This window comes from Streptosporangium sp. NPDC002607, assembly GCF_053592655.1.
Window position 1 is genome coordinate 102,225 of record NZ_JBSFWD010000012.1, and the last position, 15,192, is coordinate 117,416.

Consider the following 15,192-nt stretch of genomic DNA (forward strand, 5'->3'; position numbering starts at 1 on the left):
GGAGGGGCGGTAGTGGCGGCAGGAGCTTGCTGTTTGAATGATCCGGATCGTAACGGTTCAGGGCTTGGAGTCCGAGTGACCGTTGTGGAGCTGGGCCGGGTGAGTGGAGGCGTGCCGGATGGCGATGGACGGCGGTACGGCCGCGGGACGGGTGGTTTCTCCGGTCCTGGTGGGGCGTGCGGACCAGTTACGGCGTCTGGTGACCGCGATGAGCCGTCCGCCCGCCGTGGTGGTGCTGGAGGGAGAGGCCGGCATCGGTAAGACCCGGCTGGTGACGGAGATGGCGGCCCACCCTGATGCGGCGGGTCGCCTGTTCCTCGTCGGGGGCGCCCGGCGGATCCGGGAGCCGTTTCCCCTGGGGCCGGTGGTGGAGGCGCTGCGCGGCACAGGTGAGCTGCTGGCGCGAGCCGAGCTGTCGCCGGTCACGGGTGCTCTGCGGGGGTTGCTGCCGGAACTGGCGGGAGTGCTGCCGCCTCCCCTGGAGCCGCTGGACGACCGAGCGGCCGAACGCCACCGGCTGTTCCGCGGTCTCACCGAGGTGCTGAGCGCGCTGGGACCGCTGGTGCTGGTGATGGAGGACCTGCACTGGGCCGACGAGCAGACGGTCGAGTTCCTCGCCTACCTGCTGGCGGCCCTGCCGGCCCGGATGTCGGTGGTGCTCGTCTATCGGGGTGAGGAGGTCGGAGCCGGGATCAGGGAGGCGACGGGCCGTCTCCCGGACTCGGTCTTCCACCACCATGTCGTGCTGGAGGCCCTGGACGCCGAACAGACCGGCGTGCTCGCGGCTTCGATCCTGGACGCGAAGGAGGTCACCCCCGACTTCGGGGCGCACCTGCATGAGCTGTCGTCGGGTCTGCCGCTGGCGATACAGGAACTGCTGGCGTTGCTGCGGGAACGAGGTGCGCTGATCCAGCTGCGCAGCGGGCGATGGGCGCGTAAGGCGCTGGCGGAGCTTGATGTGCCGCCGGGGGTCCGTGACTCGGTGCGCGAGCGGGTGGGCCGGCTGTCCGCGGCGGCGCGCGGGGTGGCCGAGGCGGCGGCGGTGCTGCAGGTGCCGGCGCAGGTGGCGGTGCTGGCCCAGGTGGGCGGGCTGTCCCGGGCCGAGACCGTGGCCGGACTGGATGAGCTGCTGGTCTCGGGGCTGCTGGCCGAGCAGGGCGGGACGGTGGTCTTCCGGCATGTGCTGGCCGCACAGGCGGTGTACGGGGGAATCCCCCTGGGGCGGCGGCAGGACCTGCACACGCGGGCGGCGGCCGCCGTACGCTCGGTGAAGCCGGTGCCGCTGGGGCAGGAGGCTCACCATCTGCGCCAGGCCGGTCTGCTGCGGGAGTGGGTGGACGCCGCGGAGCAGGCCGCCGGCCAGGCGTCGGAGCTGGGCGACGACGCCGAGGCCGTGCGGATTCTGGAGGACGTGCTGCGGAACGCCCCGCTGGAGCCCGAACGCCGGGGACACCTGGCGGTGCGGCTGGGCTGGGCCGCCGGCCAGGTGCTGCGCCCCCCGGAGGTGATCGACCTGCTGTCGGAGGCTCTGGAGTCCGAGCAGCCGGGGCCGTTGCGCGGGCAGCTGCACTTCCTGATCGGCCTGCTGCAGGAGCGGCTCGGCGACGCCCCCGGCGCGCAGCGGCGCGCCTTCATCGCGGCGGTCGACGACCTCGGCGACCGGCCCGAACTCGCGGCGTGGGTGATGGCGGCACTCGGAAGGCCGATGGACGCGACCGTGACGCTGGCCGAGCACACCGTGTGGCTGGACCGGGCTCTGGAAGTGGTGCCCGCCATAGGCGATCCGGTCGAGGAGGTCTTCGTGCTCGGCAAGGTCGCGACCTCGCTGAGCGGATTCGGCGACCGGCGCTGGGCCGCGCTGACCGACGCCGTCCGCCGGCGGACCGGCGGCCGGCCGCGGCATCGCCAGGAGGTGAACGCCTACCGGTCCATCGCGGAGAGCGCGTGTTGCACCGGGTATTTCGAGCTCGCCGATCAACTCCTGACCGCCGCGTCACAGGGGGCGGCCGGTGAGGAATCCTCCCGGGAACCGCTGGCCCGCTGCCGGCTGGTCGCTCTGGTCCTGGCCTACTGCCGGGGCACGTGGACCGGGCTGGACCAGGAGACCGCGCTGCTTCTCGACGAGTACGGCGGCCGCCCGTTCGACAGGATCACCGCCGAGACGGTCGCGGCCTGCCTGGCGCTCGCGCACGGCGACCTCGACGTCGCCCGGCGCGACCTGCACGATGTCGTCCAGCGCACCGTCGCCCTGGGCGGCTACGAGCTGCTCCCGCTGTCGGTGGCCGGATTCCTCCGGCTGTCCAGCGCACGCGGCGAGGCCGAGGCTGCGCTCGCGGTGACCGGCGCGGCGGTCACCGTGTGGGAGACCAAGGGGCTCTGGCCGCTGGCGGTACGGGCGGTGCCCGCGCTGGCCGAGGCGATGGCCGGCGTCGGCAGGCACGACGAGGCCGCCGATCTGATCACCCGGCTCTCGGCGCGACTCGACGGCCTGGACGCTCCACTGGCTCCGGCCGCGCTGGCGCACGCGCGCGGGCATCTGGCGGCCGGCCGTACGGCCGCCGCGGAGCAGTTCCTGGCGGCCGGGTCCGCCTACGATCGGCTGGGCGCCCCGTACGAGGCGGCCCAGGCCCGTGAACAGGCGGCCGGCTGCCTGTTCGCCGCCGCGGACGCACGGGCCGAGGAGCCGCTGCGCGCGGCGATCACGACGTTTCAGGCGTTGGGTGCCCGATGGGATCTGGACCGCGCCGCGCAGCTGGCCCGCAGGTACGGGGTGGCGGTGAAGGGGCGATACCCCGGCGGCCCGCAGGGTTACGGCGGCGGGCTGTCTCCCCGGGAACGGGAGATCGCCGAAATGGCCGCCGCCGGACTGACCAACCGGGAAATCGGCCAGCAGCTTTTCGTATCCCCCAGAACGGTGGAGAAGCACCTCGGCGCCGTGCTGCGCAAGCTCGGACTCCGCTCTCGCGCCGCCCTCGGGATGCACCTGGGCGTCGACCGCGACGGTCTCTGAGCCGGGCACGGATCCGTACGGCACCGCCCACCCCCGTAGTACCCCACCCGATTACGGCCCTCCGAATGGGGTGCCCTACCCATAGTCCCGACGTGCCGCGCAGGCGACGCTAACGGCATGTCCGAAACCGACTCCACGGATGGCCGCCTGGCCGATGCCGCCCCTGAGGCCGACGCAGACCAGGAAGGGCGGGTATCCCCCGCCGCCCCGCCGGATGAGGCGGCCGCCGAACTCCCCGACGACACCCCCGAGGGGTTCGAGCCCCTCTGACCTCCCCTACCTCCAGCCCCCAGCTCCCGAAAGGGCAGTTCCGCATGTCTGCACACAGCTCCACTGACCGCCCCCCGCCGGGCGGCGACCCCGGCTCTACCCCCGCTCGAACCGGCACGAGACGGAAGGTGACGCGCGGAGGATCGCTTCTGGCGGCCTCGGCCATGGTGCTGGGCACCCTGGTGGCACCGGGCACGGCCGCCCTCGCCCAGGAGCAGGAGCCCGCACCGGCCACCCCGGCGACGGAGCCGGTCCCCGGCCTGATCGCACTGACCGGGCTGGGCACAGGATCCCGCACGATCACCCTGGTCACCGGGGACAAGGTGAGGTTGAGCGACGCCGGCGGCGGCAAGTACGCCGTGCACCCGGAGCCGAGCGTCCGCCCCGACGGCACCAGCGCCCGGTTGTCCACGCTGGCCACCCCGAAGGGCGTGTACGTCACCCCCAGCGACGCCATGCCCGCCATCAACGCCGGCCGCCTGGACCGGGAGCTGTTCAACGTCACCTACCTGGCCGAGAACGGCTACACCGACGACAAGACCAAGCAGCTGCCCGTCATCGTGCAGTACCCGCCACAGCACACGGACAAGGCCATCGCCTCGGCCGCCAAGGCCATCCCGGCCAGCGAGCCGGTGCTCACCCTGGAGAGCGTCAACGCCTCCGCACTCCAGGTCGCCAAGGCCGAGGCGGGCACGTTCTGGAACGCGGTGCGGGCCGTACCCGAGAAGCGCGCGGACGGGATCGCCGGGCCGGCCAACGTGCCGGACACGCTGCGCGGCGACATCGCCAAGGTGTGGCTGGACGGCAAGGTCAAGGCCGACCTCGCCGAGAGCGTCCCGATGATCGGCGCGCCGCAGGCCTGGGCCGGCGGCCACGACGGCACCGGCGTGAAGGTCGCCGTCCTGGACACCGGCATCGACACCAAGCACCCCGACCTGGCCGACCGGATCGCGGACAGCAGGTCCTTCATCTCCGGCCAGGAGGTGCAGGACGGCCACGGGCACGGCACGCACGTCGCCTCCACCATCGCCGGCTCCGGCGCGGCCGCGGCCGGAAAGTTCAAGGGCGTCGCGCCCGGCGCCCAGCTGATCGTCGGCAAGGTGCTGTCCGACGGGGGTGAGGGCCTGGACTCCGGAATCATCGAAGGCATGGAGTGGGCCGCGGCCTCCGGTGCCAAGGTGATCAGCATGAGCCTCGGTGGCGGCGCCACCGACGGAACCGACCCGATGAGCCAGGCGGTCGACACGCTCAGCACGTCCTCCGGCGCACTGTTCGTGATCGCCGCGGGCAACGCCGGCGCGGCGGGCGCCGAGACCGTCGCCACCCCCGGCGCGGCCGACGCCGCGCTGACCGTGGCCGCCGTGGACAAGAGCGATGCCTGGGCCACCTTCTCCAGCCAGGGGCCGCGCATCGGCGGCGGCCTCAAGCCGGACATCGCCGCCCCGGGCGTGGCCATCGCCGCGGCGCGCGCCGCGGGCACCACGATGGGCACCCCGCTCGACGAGCACTACACGGCCGCGAACGGCACCTCGATGGCCACCCCGCACGTCGCGGGAGCCGCCGCCATCATGGCGCAGCAGCACCCGGACTGGACGGGCACGCAGATCAAGGCCGCGCTCATGTCGACCGCCAAGGACGACGCGCTCAGCGTGTACAAGCAGGGCGCCGGCCGGGTGGACGTGGCCAGGGCGTACACCCAAAAGGTCTTCGCCACCACCGCGGGGCTGGACTTCGGCGCGGTCGAGACCGACGCCGCCCCCGCGACCCGGGAGCTGACCTACACCAACCTGGGTGGCCGGCCGGTCACCCTGACCCTGACCCCCGATCTGCGCGCGTCGGACGGCAGCGCGGTCGAGGGCGGGCTGAGCATCGCCGAGACGACGCTCACCGTGCCGGCCGGAGGCACCGCGACCGCCACCGCCACCGTCGACCCCAAGACCCTGGCCGACCTGGACAACTACACCGGCGCCGTCACCGCGGCCGCCGACGGCGTCCAGCTGCGCACCCCGGTGGGCGTGGTGCGTGAGGCGCCCAAGGCGACGCTCACCATCCACACCCTGGGCCGCGACGGCAAGCCGCGCAGCCCCTGGGCCCAGGACACCATCGACGTGTCCGGCGACAAGGGCCTCCTCGGCGGTGTCGCCCTGACCGCCGAGGGCACCACGGTCGTCCGCGTCCCGCAGGGCGTCATCAGCGTGACGCAGCTCATGGACTGGGTCGGCGACGACGAACGGAGCAACCTGGCGCTCCTGTCCGTGCCCGAGCTCACCGTCACCGGGGACACCGAGATCACGCTCGACGCCCGGAAGCTCACCGAGGTCCGTTTCACCACCCCGCAGCCCGCCGAACCGTTGAGCAACATCCCCTACCTGGCGTATCAGCGGACCGTCAGCAACGGCACCCCCTACATGGGGTTCGTGTGGCCTGGCCACGCCTGGACCCGGGTGTGGGCCCTGCCCACGGAGAAGGTCACCAAGGGCGCCTTCCGCTTCCACACCCGCTTCACCCTCGGCAAGTCCGAGGTCGCCATGAGCGTGCGCGGGCGGGGCGGGCGTGGCGGGCTCACCCTGCACCCGGCCTCCGCGCTACACGGCATCAACACCTACGGGGTGCACGAGCAGAGCGACGGCTTCCCCGACTTCCGGCCGTTCACCGGCACCCGCGAGCTGCAGGTCGTCGACGTCGGCGAGGGCAGGCCCGAGGACATCGTGGGCCGTGACCTGCGCGGCAAGCTCGTCCTCATGGAAGCACCGATGTCAGCGGGCCTGTCCGGACCCGTGTGCGGAGTCCAGATCGAGCGGATCGGCCCGATCCGCGACGCCGGCGCGGCCGCGATCGCGCACTTCCCGCAGCCCGGGACCGGCTGCGCGATCCCGATGGGCTTCACGCAGATCCCGTTCACCGGAGAGGCCAGGCCCATCGGCGTCCCCACCGCGTCCCTGCCCTCCCGCGAGGCGCTCGACCTGCGCGAGCGGCTCTCCGGCGGCAAGCCGGTCACCATCCGGGTGACCGGCACCGAGGAGTCGCCCTACACCTACACCTTCGCCCCCTACGAAGAGGGCCGGGTGCCTCGCTCGCTGCACTACACCTTCGCCGAGCGCGACCTGGCCCGGATCGACCTGGCCCCCCACACCGTCGCCCCCGCGCGCTACAACGACTGGCGGTACGCGCAGAAGCCCGACGACGTCATGCCGATGTCGACATCGCTCACCGGGTGGGGCGCCCCCCGGCTCACCCTGCAGGAACGCCGCGACTGGGTCGGGCCGCTCGACTCCGAGGTCCTCTGGTCGCACGGCATGGAGGAGATGCGCGGCACGCCGATGGAGGATCGGGTTCCGCAGTGGGCCCTGGAGGTGTTCGACAAGCCGGTCCGCATCCGGCAGTCCTGGATGACCACCCCGTTCACGCCCGGCGCCGCAACCGGCTCTGACAAGGTCTACAAGCTCGCCAAGCCGGGCGCGAACATCGGCTCGTTCTTCCGGTGCATGATCTGCGTCCAGGGCGACAGCCTGTGGGCGGAGTTCGAGCCCAGCTACGGCTCGCCGGGCGCCAGGAAGTACAACGGCGACTACTGGCCGACGACCGACCTGTCCAAGCCGGGCTTCGACGTCCGCCTCTACCAGGACGGAAAGGAGATCCCGCGCACCCCTGTCGGCGGCACCGACTTCATGCCGCTCTTCAGCCTGCCGGACGGCCCCGGCAGCTACCGGCTGACCGCCAAGAACGACCGGAACGACACCGAGTGGACCTTCACCACCCCGGTCTCGGCCGATCCCCTGCCGGGGTCCTTCTGCTCCCTCGAAGTGCTGTACGGCAAGGCGGAGCCCTGCAAGCCCGCCCCGGTCGTGTTCGTCGGCTACGACCTCGGTGACACCCTGGACGCCGCCAACGCCGTGCGCGCCGGCCGTACGCACACCTTCACCGTCTCCCCCTACCACTCCCCGTCCCCCTCGAAGATGCCCGCCATCGCCGGCCTGAAGTTGTGGGCCAGCACCGACGACGGCGCCACCTACACCCCCGTCTCGGTCAAGTCCAGCAAGGACGGCACCTACACCGCCACCACCCGCTACCCCGCCCTCAAGCACACCAAGGGCGCCGTCACCCTCAAGGTCGAGGCCTGGGACAAGGCGGGCAACACCATCAAGCAGACCACCGTCCGCGCCTTCGATCTCCGCGGTTAAGCCGCCGGACAACCGCACGACCACACCGAGCGGAGAAACCCGGGGTCACCCAGCGTGACCCGGGGTTTCTCCCGGTTCGCCGCCACGGTTAACCCGGTGGACCTTCCCGGTCAGGGTCCGGTTCTCAGTTGCGGGTCGGTGATCCCGCCGGGGCAGGCGAGCCAGGCGATGTCCCAACCGGCACGCCGGGCTCCGGCCTGGTAGGCGCTCTCGTAGAAGGCCAGTACCGCGGCGCGCGGGTCGGCCGCTGATCGGGCGTCGTCGTAGCGCAGCACGGCCAGATGGCTGCCTCGCTGCTCGATCCACTCCGCGGCCCCGGGGCTGAGCGGTTCGTTCTCCAGCCCCTCGGGCTCGGGGGCGGTGTAGGAGTAGAAGGCGGGCTCGGGGAAGGCGTCGTCACCGAACCAGAAGCCGGAGCTGATCACCTCCCGCGAGTAGGCCTCCCGCGTCACGGAGTCGACCGACGGCGGCTGGTCGACCCGGCGGTCGGAGAAACGGCTGCAGGCGATGTCGAAGGTGTGCCAGAAGTGGTGCACCGGGCTGATCTTTCCCGAGAAGCCCGCGGCGAACTCCTCCAGCACCAGGTTCACCTGGCTCAGCACCTGCCAGTAGCGATTGGCCATGGCAGGGTCGTAGGCCGCGTGCTCGGTGTCCTCGACGAACGGCCGACCGGAGTCGGGCAGGTCGAACGGCCACGGCCTGTCCAGATCCACCTGCACGTCCAGCTCCGCCAGCGCCAGCATGACCTTCTGGTAGAAGGACGCCACCGACTGACCGTAGAGCGGGAAGGACACCGCCCGGCCGTCCAACTCGGTGACGAGTAGCTGGTGGCCGACGAAGTCGAAGTCGATCGTGAAGATCGGATTGCCGTCCGCCTGTCCCATCGGGCGGGTGGTGAACCCTCTGCCGGTGAGATGGAACGGCACGTTCCACCAGTGGTTGCGCCGGACCTCGGCGGTGAGCCGGACCTTGCCCACCACCTGGCAGAACCGGTGCAGCGTGGCCTTGGTGTCCCGCCACTCGTCCAGCGGTATCGGGGCGAACAACTCCATGACGCCACCATTCCCACGGCATGCACATCAAAGACCCGGCCGGCACCACAAACAGCAAGATCTTCACCGGGCCGCGCCGGGAACACCCGCAGGCAGTCCCAGGCTCTCCTGAGCGGGCGCGGGGGCAACTCGGGGCGCCCCCGTGCCCGCGCCTCGCGGCAGGTCCGCGATCCCCTCGGGCCGCCTGCCGCCGGATGGCCTGGTCCGCTGGATCGGCCCCTGGGAGGATGCCGCCTCTCCGGCCTGTCCGAGGTGACCCACCGCGTATCCGTGCGGCACCCGACAAAGAGTCATATAGGAAATCTTTTATAAAGAGTAGGCAAATCCTTTTATAGCAGTGAGTACGCCCTTTTATTGGGGGTATCGGCCACGAGTATGTCCGGCCTGCGCGTGCTGCTTCCCGCACAGTCGACTTGCGTGTGGCTCGCCATTCTCATCACCACCCTGGCGACACTGGTACTGGCGCCGGGAGACGTTCTCATGGCGGCGTACGTCCGAGGCCGGATCGCGATGTCCCGGTGGAACCCCGGTACGGAAGCCGCCACGGCCCTCGCCCACGGCGTCCATGCGGGACGGTCCGACAACCCTGGGCGTCGATCCGCTCCAGGTCGCGGAGCCGGGCGATGAGGTACCGAGCTCGCCGGCCGCCCGGGGCACGCCTCCGGCACACCCCGGAGGCCTCCCGCCCGATGATCCCGCCCGGATCGGTCGGCCCTGCTCCCATCGCACCAGGGGCTGCCCGCGTGCGGTCCGCTCCGGACTCCCCTGCCCTTCACGCGGCGCGACGCGTCCTCGGGCCTGTCGTCCCAGGCCTGCTCGGCATCCTCTTCGCGGCCCAGACGATCATGCCGATGGCGCTCGCCGGCTGGAGGATGCGCGGCATCGTCACGGCTACGCTGCGCCCGGTGAGGAGGATCTGCGACCGCCTCGACGAGATCAACGAGGGTCACCCGGAGGGCCGGATCCAGGAGTTCCCGGACCGGCAGGAGATCAACCGGCTCGCCCACGGCATCAACAGCGCCCTTGAGCGCAGCTGGAAGGCGTACCGGTTCGCGTCCGACGTCTCACATGAGCTACGCAACCCGCTTACCGCCCTTCGCGTGCAGATCGAGGAGGCACGGCTGCATGGCGGGCAGACCGACCTGGACGACCTGCTCCGCCGGGAGTTATGCGAAGTCGACCGCCTTGAATCGATCATCGATGATCTCCTGACGCTGTCTCGCGCGGAACAGAGTGGCGGATCAGCGGCGTGTCGCCCGCTGGACATGGCGGTAGTGGTGAAGGAGTACGTCGCCCGGCGGCACGACCGCGTTCCGGCCGGGCTTCGGCTTGAATCCGGTGTGTTCGTCAACGGCGTGGAAACCCAGATCTCCCGGATTCTCACGAACCTGCTGGACAACGGGCAGCGACACGTCAAGAAATCGATCACGGTCGGAGTCCGGCGCGACAGCGACATCGCCGAGATGACCGTCGAAGACGATGGCGACGGCGTCCCACCCGCTGAGCGGGAGCGCATCTTCGAGCGCTTCGCCCGGTCCGAGAAGTCGCGCCGCGTCGACCCGCGCGGCGCCGGGCTGGGTCTGGCGATCACACGCGAGATCGCCCACGCGCACGGCGGCACCATCCATGTCGAGGATTCCGCAGCCGGTGGCGCCCGCTTCGTGCTCCGGCTGCCCGCCATCGACCCGCCGGGTGAAACCGGCGAGATGAGATCGGTGTGATCATGCGCAGCGGCCGTACCTGAGGGACCGCCACCTGCCGGCGACACGGCACCGGCAGGTGCGGAGAACGCGAGCGAGGCACGGCACCGGACGCGGGCGAGGCCGCTGACGAACCGGCCACGCGACACCTCGGTCAGGTCGCCACCGCGCCGCGCTCCCGATGCTCGTCGAGCAGCGCGATCGCGGTGCTCGACACCATGCTCGCCACCGCCCTGCGGCAGCACGCTCCTGTGCCGGAAACTTGACATTGATCGAGATCCGCGAAAATGCCGAAGGCGGTGACTTTCCATAGGCGCCTAGGTCAGACTGGTGGCCATACGAGCGAGAGGAAACCGCGTCGAGTTACGCGGTGGTCGCAACAGCGGTGCGGGGGCCCAGGAATTCTGGAGTGCCAATTTGGACGTGCTGGTGACTGTCACAGCCGAGAACTCCGCGGACGAACTCCGTAATCTGTGCTCCTGCCCGTGATGGCGACGGCTGAACCGCTTCCCGGCCTTCTGCTCGCCGCGCCGGGCACCCAGGTCCTCCTGATCGGCTCGGGAACATACCCGGCCGGCTCCCGCCTGCCCGATGTTCCCGCCGTCCCCGGCACCATCAGCGATCTCGGGCAGTGCCTGATCGACCACGCGGGGCTGGACCCGGCCAATCTGACCATGCTGATCGACCCCTCCGACCCGCAGGAACTCGGCGCCGCCCTGGTCCAAGCGGCACAGCGGGCGCGAAACGCACTGTTCGTCTACTACGTGGGCCACGGCCTGGTCAGCAGTCACAACGAGCTTCATCTGGCCACCCGCTCGACCGTCGATCTCACCGAGGGGATTCCCAGCCACCAGGCCCTGCCGTACTCGGTCGTCCGGGAGGTCGTCGCCGGCTCCCCGGCCCGTCTGACGCTCATCGCGTTGGACTGCTGCTTCGCCGGTCGGGCACAGGGGACCACCGGCCGCGCCGACATCGACCAGGTCTTCGATACCGCCCAGCAAGGCATGTATCTCCTGACCTCCACCAACAGGGACGAGGCCGCATGGGCCCCCGAGGGGCAGCGGCACACCGCCTTCACCGGTGCCCTCATCCACCTGCTGGCCGGCGGAGACCCCACGGCTCCACCGCTGCTGACCCTGGACGATCTCTACCGGTCGCTGTCCCGCACTCTTTCCGAGCAGGGATTTCCCCGGCCTCGACGCCAGGCCGCCGACTACGGAGACCGGCAGCCGCTTGTCCCCAACCCCGCCTACCGGAGCAGATCTCCGGATGTCCGGAGGGAGCAGGTAGGAGATTTCAGCCCCTACCGGGGGCTGGCCGCTTTCGGCCCGGAAGACGCCGGACTCTTCTTCGGGCGCACCGATCTCATCACCACCCTGGTCGACCGGGTGACCGAACATCCGTCCCAGGCGGGGCCGCTCGTGGTGATCGGGCCGTCTGGGTCAGGCAAGTCGTCGCTGCTCTGCGCCGGTCTGGTCCCCGCCCTCCAGCGAGCACCACACTCCGGCGAGACCGGCACCAGATTCATGATCTTGAGCCCCGGTGACGATCCGGTGGGCATGCTCGCCAAGCGGTTCGCCGTTCTCGGCGACTCGTCTCCCGAGGAGCTCCGGCGACGGCTCCAGGATCGGCCCGGTCATCTCCGTGAGACGCTCGGACAGATCCTCGGCGACCGGACCGAGCGTCCGGTCATCATCGTCGACCAGTTCGAGGAGGTGTTCACCGCCTGTCCTGACGAACGCCAGCGTCGAGTCTTCGTTGAGGCACTGCACTCCGTATCCGTCGGTTCCGAGGGTGATGCCCCGGCTGTGGTCGTCATCGGAGTGCGGGCCGACTTCTACGGACACTGCACGGCCCATCCGGAACTCCTGTCCGCCCTGGACCACCCCCTGGTCGTCGGCCCGATGACGACGGCGCAGCTGGGCGAGGCCGTCGAAGGACCGGCCGCGCTGACGGGGCTGATCCTGGAAGACGGGCTCGTCGACCTCCTCCTGGAGGATCTCGGGACCGGCGCGCAGCTCAGCGCGATGGGAATGGGAGGCGTGCTTCCCCTTCTTTCCCACGCCCTGCTGGCGACCTGGCAGAACCGGGAGGGGCGGACGCTGACCCTGGCCGGATACCGCGCGACCGGAGGGATCTCCAGATCACTGGCGCAGACCGCCGACACCACCCTGGAGGATCTCGACCCGGCGAGCCGTCGGATCGCCCGATGGCTGCTGCCCCGCCTGGTACGGCTCGGCGAAGGCACCGAGGACACCCGGCGGCGGGTCCTGCTGCTCGACCTGCTCCCGCCGGCCACCTCACCGGGACACTCCGAGGCGCGGCAGGTTCTCGACCGCTTCGTCCACGCCCGGCTGGTGACGGTTGACGAGGACAGCGTGCAGCTCACCCACGAGGCCCTCATCCGCGCCTGGCCTCAGCTACGCCTCTGGATCGAAACGGACCGCGCCACCTTGCTGGTGCTCCAGCAGCTCGGTGAGGACGCCCGCGAATGGGTCCAGCATGACCGTGATCCAGCGTTCCTCTACCAGGACACCCGTCTCCTGACAGCTCAGCAGGCTCGTACGCGCTGGGAAGACGACCCCGTGCGCCACCACGTCATGCTGACCGTGACCGAGCAGGCGTTCCTCGACGCGGGTTCGGCGTTGATGAGGCGGCGGCGTCGGCAGCGTCGGCTGACTCTGGCGGTTCTGACGGGACTGCTGGTCGTCGCCCTGGCAGCCGCGGGTCTGGCCGAGAGCCAGCGCCGGGTGGCCAACGAGCAGACCGCCGCGGCACGCGCCCAGCAAGACCGCGTCGTCGCCAGCCTCGTCGCCGCTCGCGCAGGCGTCCTGCGGCCTACCGACCCGGTGAACGCCACCCTGCTCAGCATCGCCTCCTGGCGGCTCGGACAGGTTCCGGAGGCCCGAGGCAGCCTGTACGAGGCGCTGGACCAGCTGGAACGGTCAGTGGTCACCGTCCCCGGCGCGATCGTGTACGAGCTCAGTCGGGACGGCACGGAACTCGTCACCTTCGGACCGGACGGTGGCGGCGTCTGGGACGCCGCCACGGGCAGGCGGCTGCGGACGCTGAGCGGCTCCGGATCGGACGTCACCGTGCCGACGAGCAGGGGCGCCGCAGCGGGGAGGTCGTTCAAGACCGTCACGCTCAGTCCGGACGGCCACACGCTGGCGGTCGTCACCAAGAAGGGCAGGGTACGACTCTGGGACACCGGAACAGGCCGTCAGGTGGGCGCCGAGTTCGGCTCCGAGGTCAAGGCCGTGGAGTTCAGTCCCGGCGGAAAACGACTGGTTCTCGACAGGGGAGAGCCCGAATGGTTGACGTTCGATCTGGAGGTCTGGGACGTGGCCCGGCAGGTCATGCTCCACAGAACCTACTCAAGTCGGCGACTGGTCACGTTCAGCCCCGACGACCGGCTGGCCGCCTACTTCGACCTGGACCAGGACACCATCGTCTGGGACCTGGCCTCGGGGAAGAAACGTCTCACTCTGAGGACGAGGTCAGCGGGAAGCGAGGCGATAAATACTGACACATTGGGAATAGCCTTCAGCCCCAATGGAAAGTACCTGGCCGTTGCCGGCCACAGTAGCGGCCCGCGACTGTGGGACCTCGGCACCCGGCAGGTCTTCCAGGACGAATACGGCGTTGACGGCTACAGCGTTAACGACTACGACGGAGTCGGCGTGGCCATGCTGCGCTTCAGCTCCGATGGACGGTTCCTCGCCGGATTCGACGACGACAGAGCCGTGTGCCTGTGGCGCGTCGCCGATCACGCCCTGCTCCAGCGCTACAAGCCCGCCTACGAGGAGGTCTTCGACTTCCGGTTCACTCCGGACGCCTCCTCGCTCAGGCTGGTGGGCGACGACGGTGCCGTACTCACTCTTGACCTGCGCGCCAACACCCACCCGACGATCCTCGAAGGAGCGTCGCTGAGCCGCGACGGCTCAACGGTCGTCTCGGTGGGAGAAACCAGCACCACCCTGCTCGACTCACGCAGCCGCAAACCGATCGGGTCGATCCCCAACGACGCCTTCGACACGCTGGAGGTCGGACCCGGCGCACGGATCGTGGCGTTGCAGAAGGGCTCCCGCGTGACACTGGCCAAACCCGCGGGCCAGGCACCGGTGGTCTTCGACCTACCTGGCAAAGCGCCGTACGGACGCTGGCAGTACTTTCTGCACGGCATGACGTTCAGCCCCGACGGAAAGAGCATCGCCTTCGTCACCGGTGACGACACCAGGCCCAGGCAGACGGTCCTGCTGTACGACGTCGCGACCGGGCGGCGACTCCACTCGATCGAGGTCGATCACATCGACAGGCCCACCGGGACATTGGCCTTCCAACCGGGTGGCCATCTGCTCGCGCTCGGCACCTACCCCGGACGCACACTCGACCTGACCTCAGGCAAGGTCCTTCCGGAAAAGTTCGGTCCGGGGACGAACCAGATAGGCACGCTGGCCTTCAGCCCCGGCGGCGACTTGATCGCCGTCGGCGGCAACGACGGCCAGGTCACCTTCTGGGACGCGACCACGTTCAGACGGGTCGGGCTCAGCCTCCGCGGTCACAAGAACGGCGTCGACTCGCTCGCCTTCTCCAGCAGGGACGATCTGCTCGCCGTCGCGGCATCCGACGGCGTGCGGATCTGGGACGTCGCGAGCCGGCACCAGCTAGGTCTCCTGCTGACCACCCTGGGAGGTGACGTGACCTTCGCCCCCGATGGGTCGGCCCTGTACACGACCGGAAGGACCGAGTACGAGGAGACCTGGCTCTCCGCCTTTCCCACAGATCCGGAGCAGGCCGCCGCCACGCTCTGCGCCCGGGTGGGAACCACCCTCTCAAGGGAGGAGTGGACGAGACTTATCCCCGAATCGCCCTACCGCGAGATCTGCCCGAAGGGCGCGGCGGGGATCAGATAGGCGGTGTCCGCTCGGTCATGGGATGACTCCCCCAGGACGCCCCTGCTTGGGGGCGTCTGCTGG

General features: G+C 70.4%; 6 protein-coding genes. 5 read left to right on the top strand and 1 reads right to left on the bottom strand.

Features of this window, described 5'->3' with window-relative positions; genetic code table 11:
* Nucleotides 1-118: 118 nt before the first annotated feature.
* From ACWD3H_RS16450 to ACWD3H_RS16460, 3 genes are all read left to right on the top strand, one after another.
* A complete protein-coding gene (locus tag ACWD3H_RS16450) occupies nt 119-3,010 on the top strand; it encodes a helix-turn-helix transcriptional regulator (protein ID WP_451955540.1) in 2,892 nt (963 codons plus the stop codon).
* A gap of 117 nt (nt 3,011-3,127) precedes the next feature.
* Entirely contained in the window at nt 3,128-3,280 is a 153-nt protein-coding gene (locus ACWD3H_RS16455) for a hypothetical protein (protein ID WP_451955541.1), read from the top strand.
* Nucleotides 3,281-3,408: 128 nt separating this feature from the next.
* Nucleotides 3,409-7,461 (top strand): S8 family serine peptidase, encoded by a 4,053-nt coding sequence (locus ACWD3H_RS16460; RefSeq protein WP_451955542.1) that lies wholly within the window; start codon nt 3,409-3,411, stop codon nt 7,459-7,461.
* Between the two features lie 110 nt (nt 7,462-7,571).
* On the opposite strand, the gene ACWD3H_RS16465 is transcribed toward ACWD3H_RS16460, so the two are convergent.
* Nucleotides 7,572-8,513, bottom strand: a complete 942-nt coding sequence (locus ACWD3H_RS16465) for a DUF5996 family protein (RefSeq protein WP_350914567.1) — start codon at nt 8,511-8,513, stop codon at nt 7,572-7,574.
* A gap of 851 nt (nt 8,514-9,364) precedes the next feature.
* Between ACWD3H_RS16465 and ACWD3H_RS16470 the strand changes: the two genes are divergently transcribed.
* Nucleotides 9,365-10,234, top strand: coding sequence for a sensor histidine kinase (locus ACWD3H_RS16470; protein ID WP_451955543.1), 870 nt, complete (start codon nt 9,365-9,367; stop codon nt 10,232-10,234).
* A 467-nt stretch (nt 10,235-10,701) separates the two neighbouring features.
* Nucleotides 10,702-15,129 (top strand): caspase, EACC1-associated type, encoded by a 4,428-nt coding sequence (locus tag ACWD3H_RS16475; RefSeq protein WP_451955544.1) that lies wholly within the window; start codon nt 10,702-10,704, stop codon nt 15,127-15,129.
* The last annotated feature ends 63 nt before the right edge of the window (nt 15,130-15,192 follow it).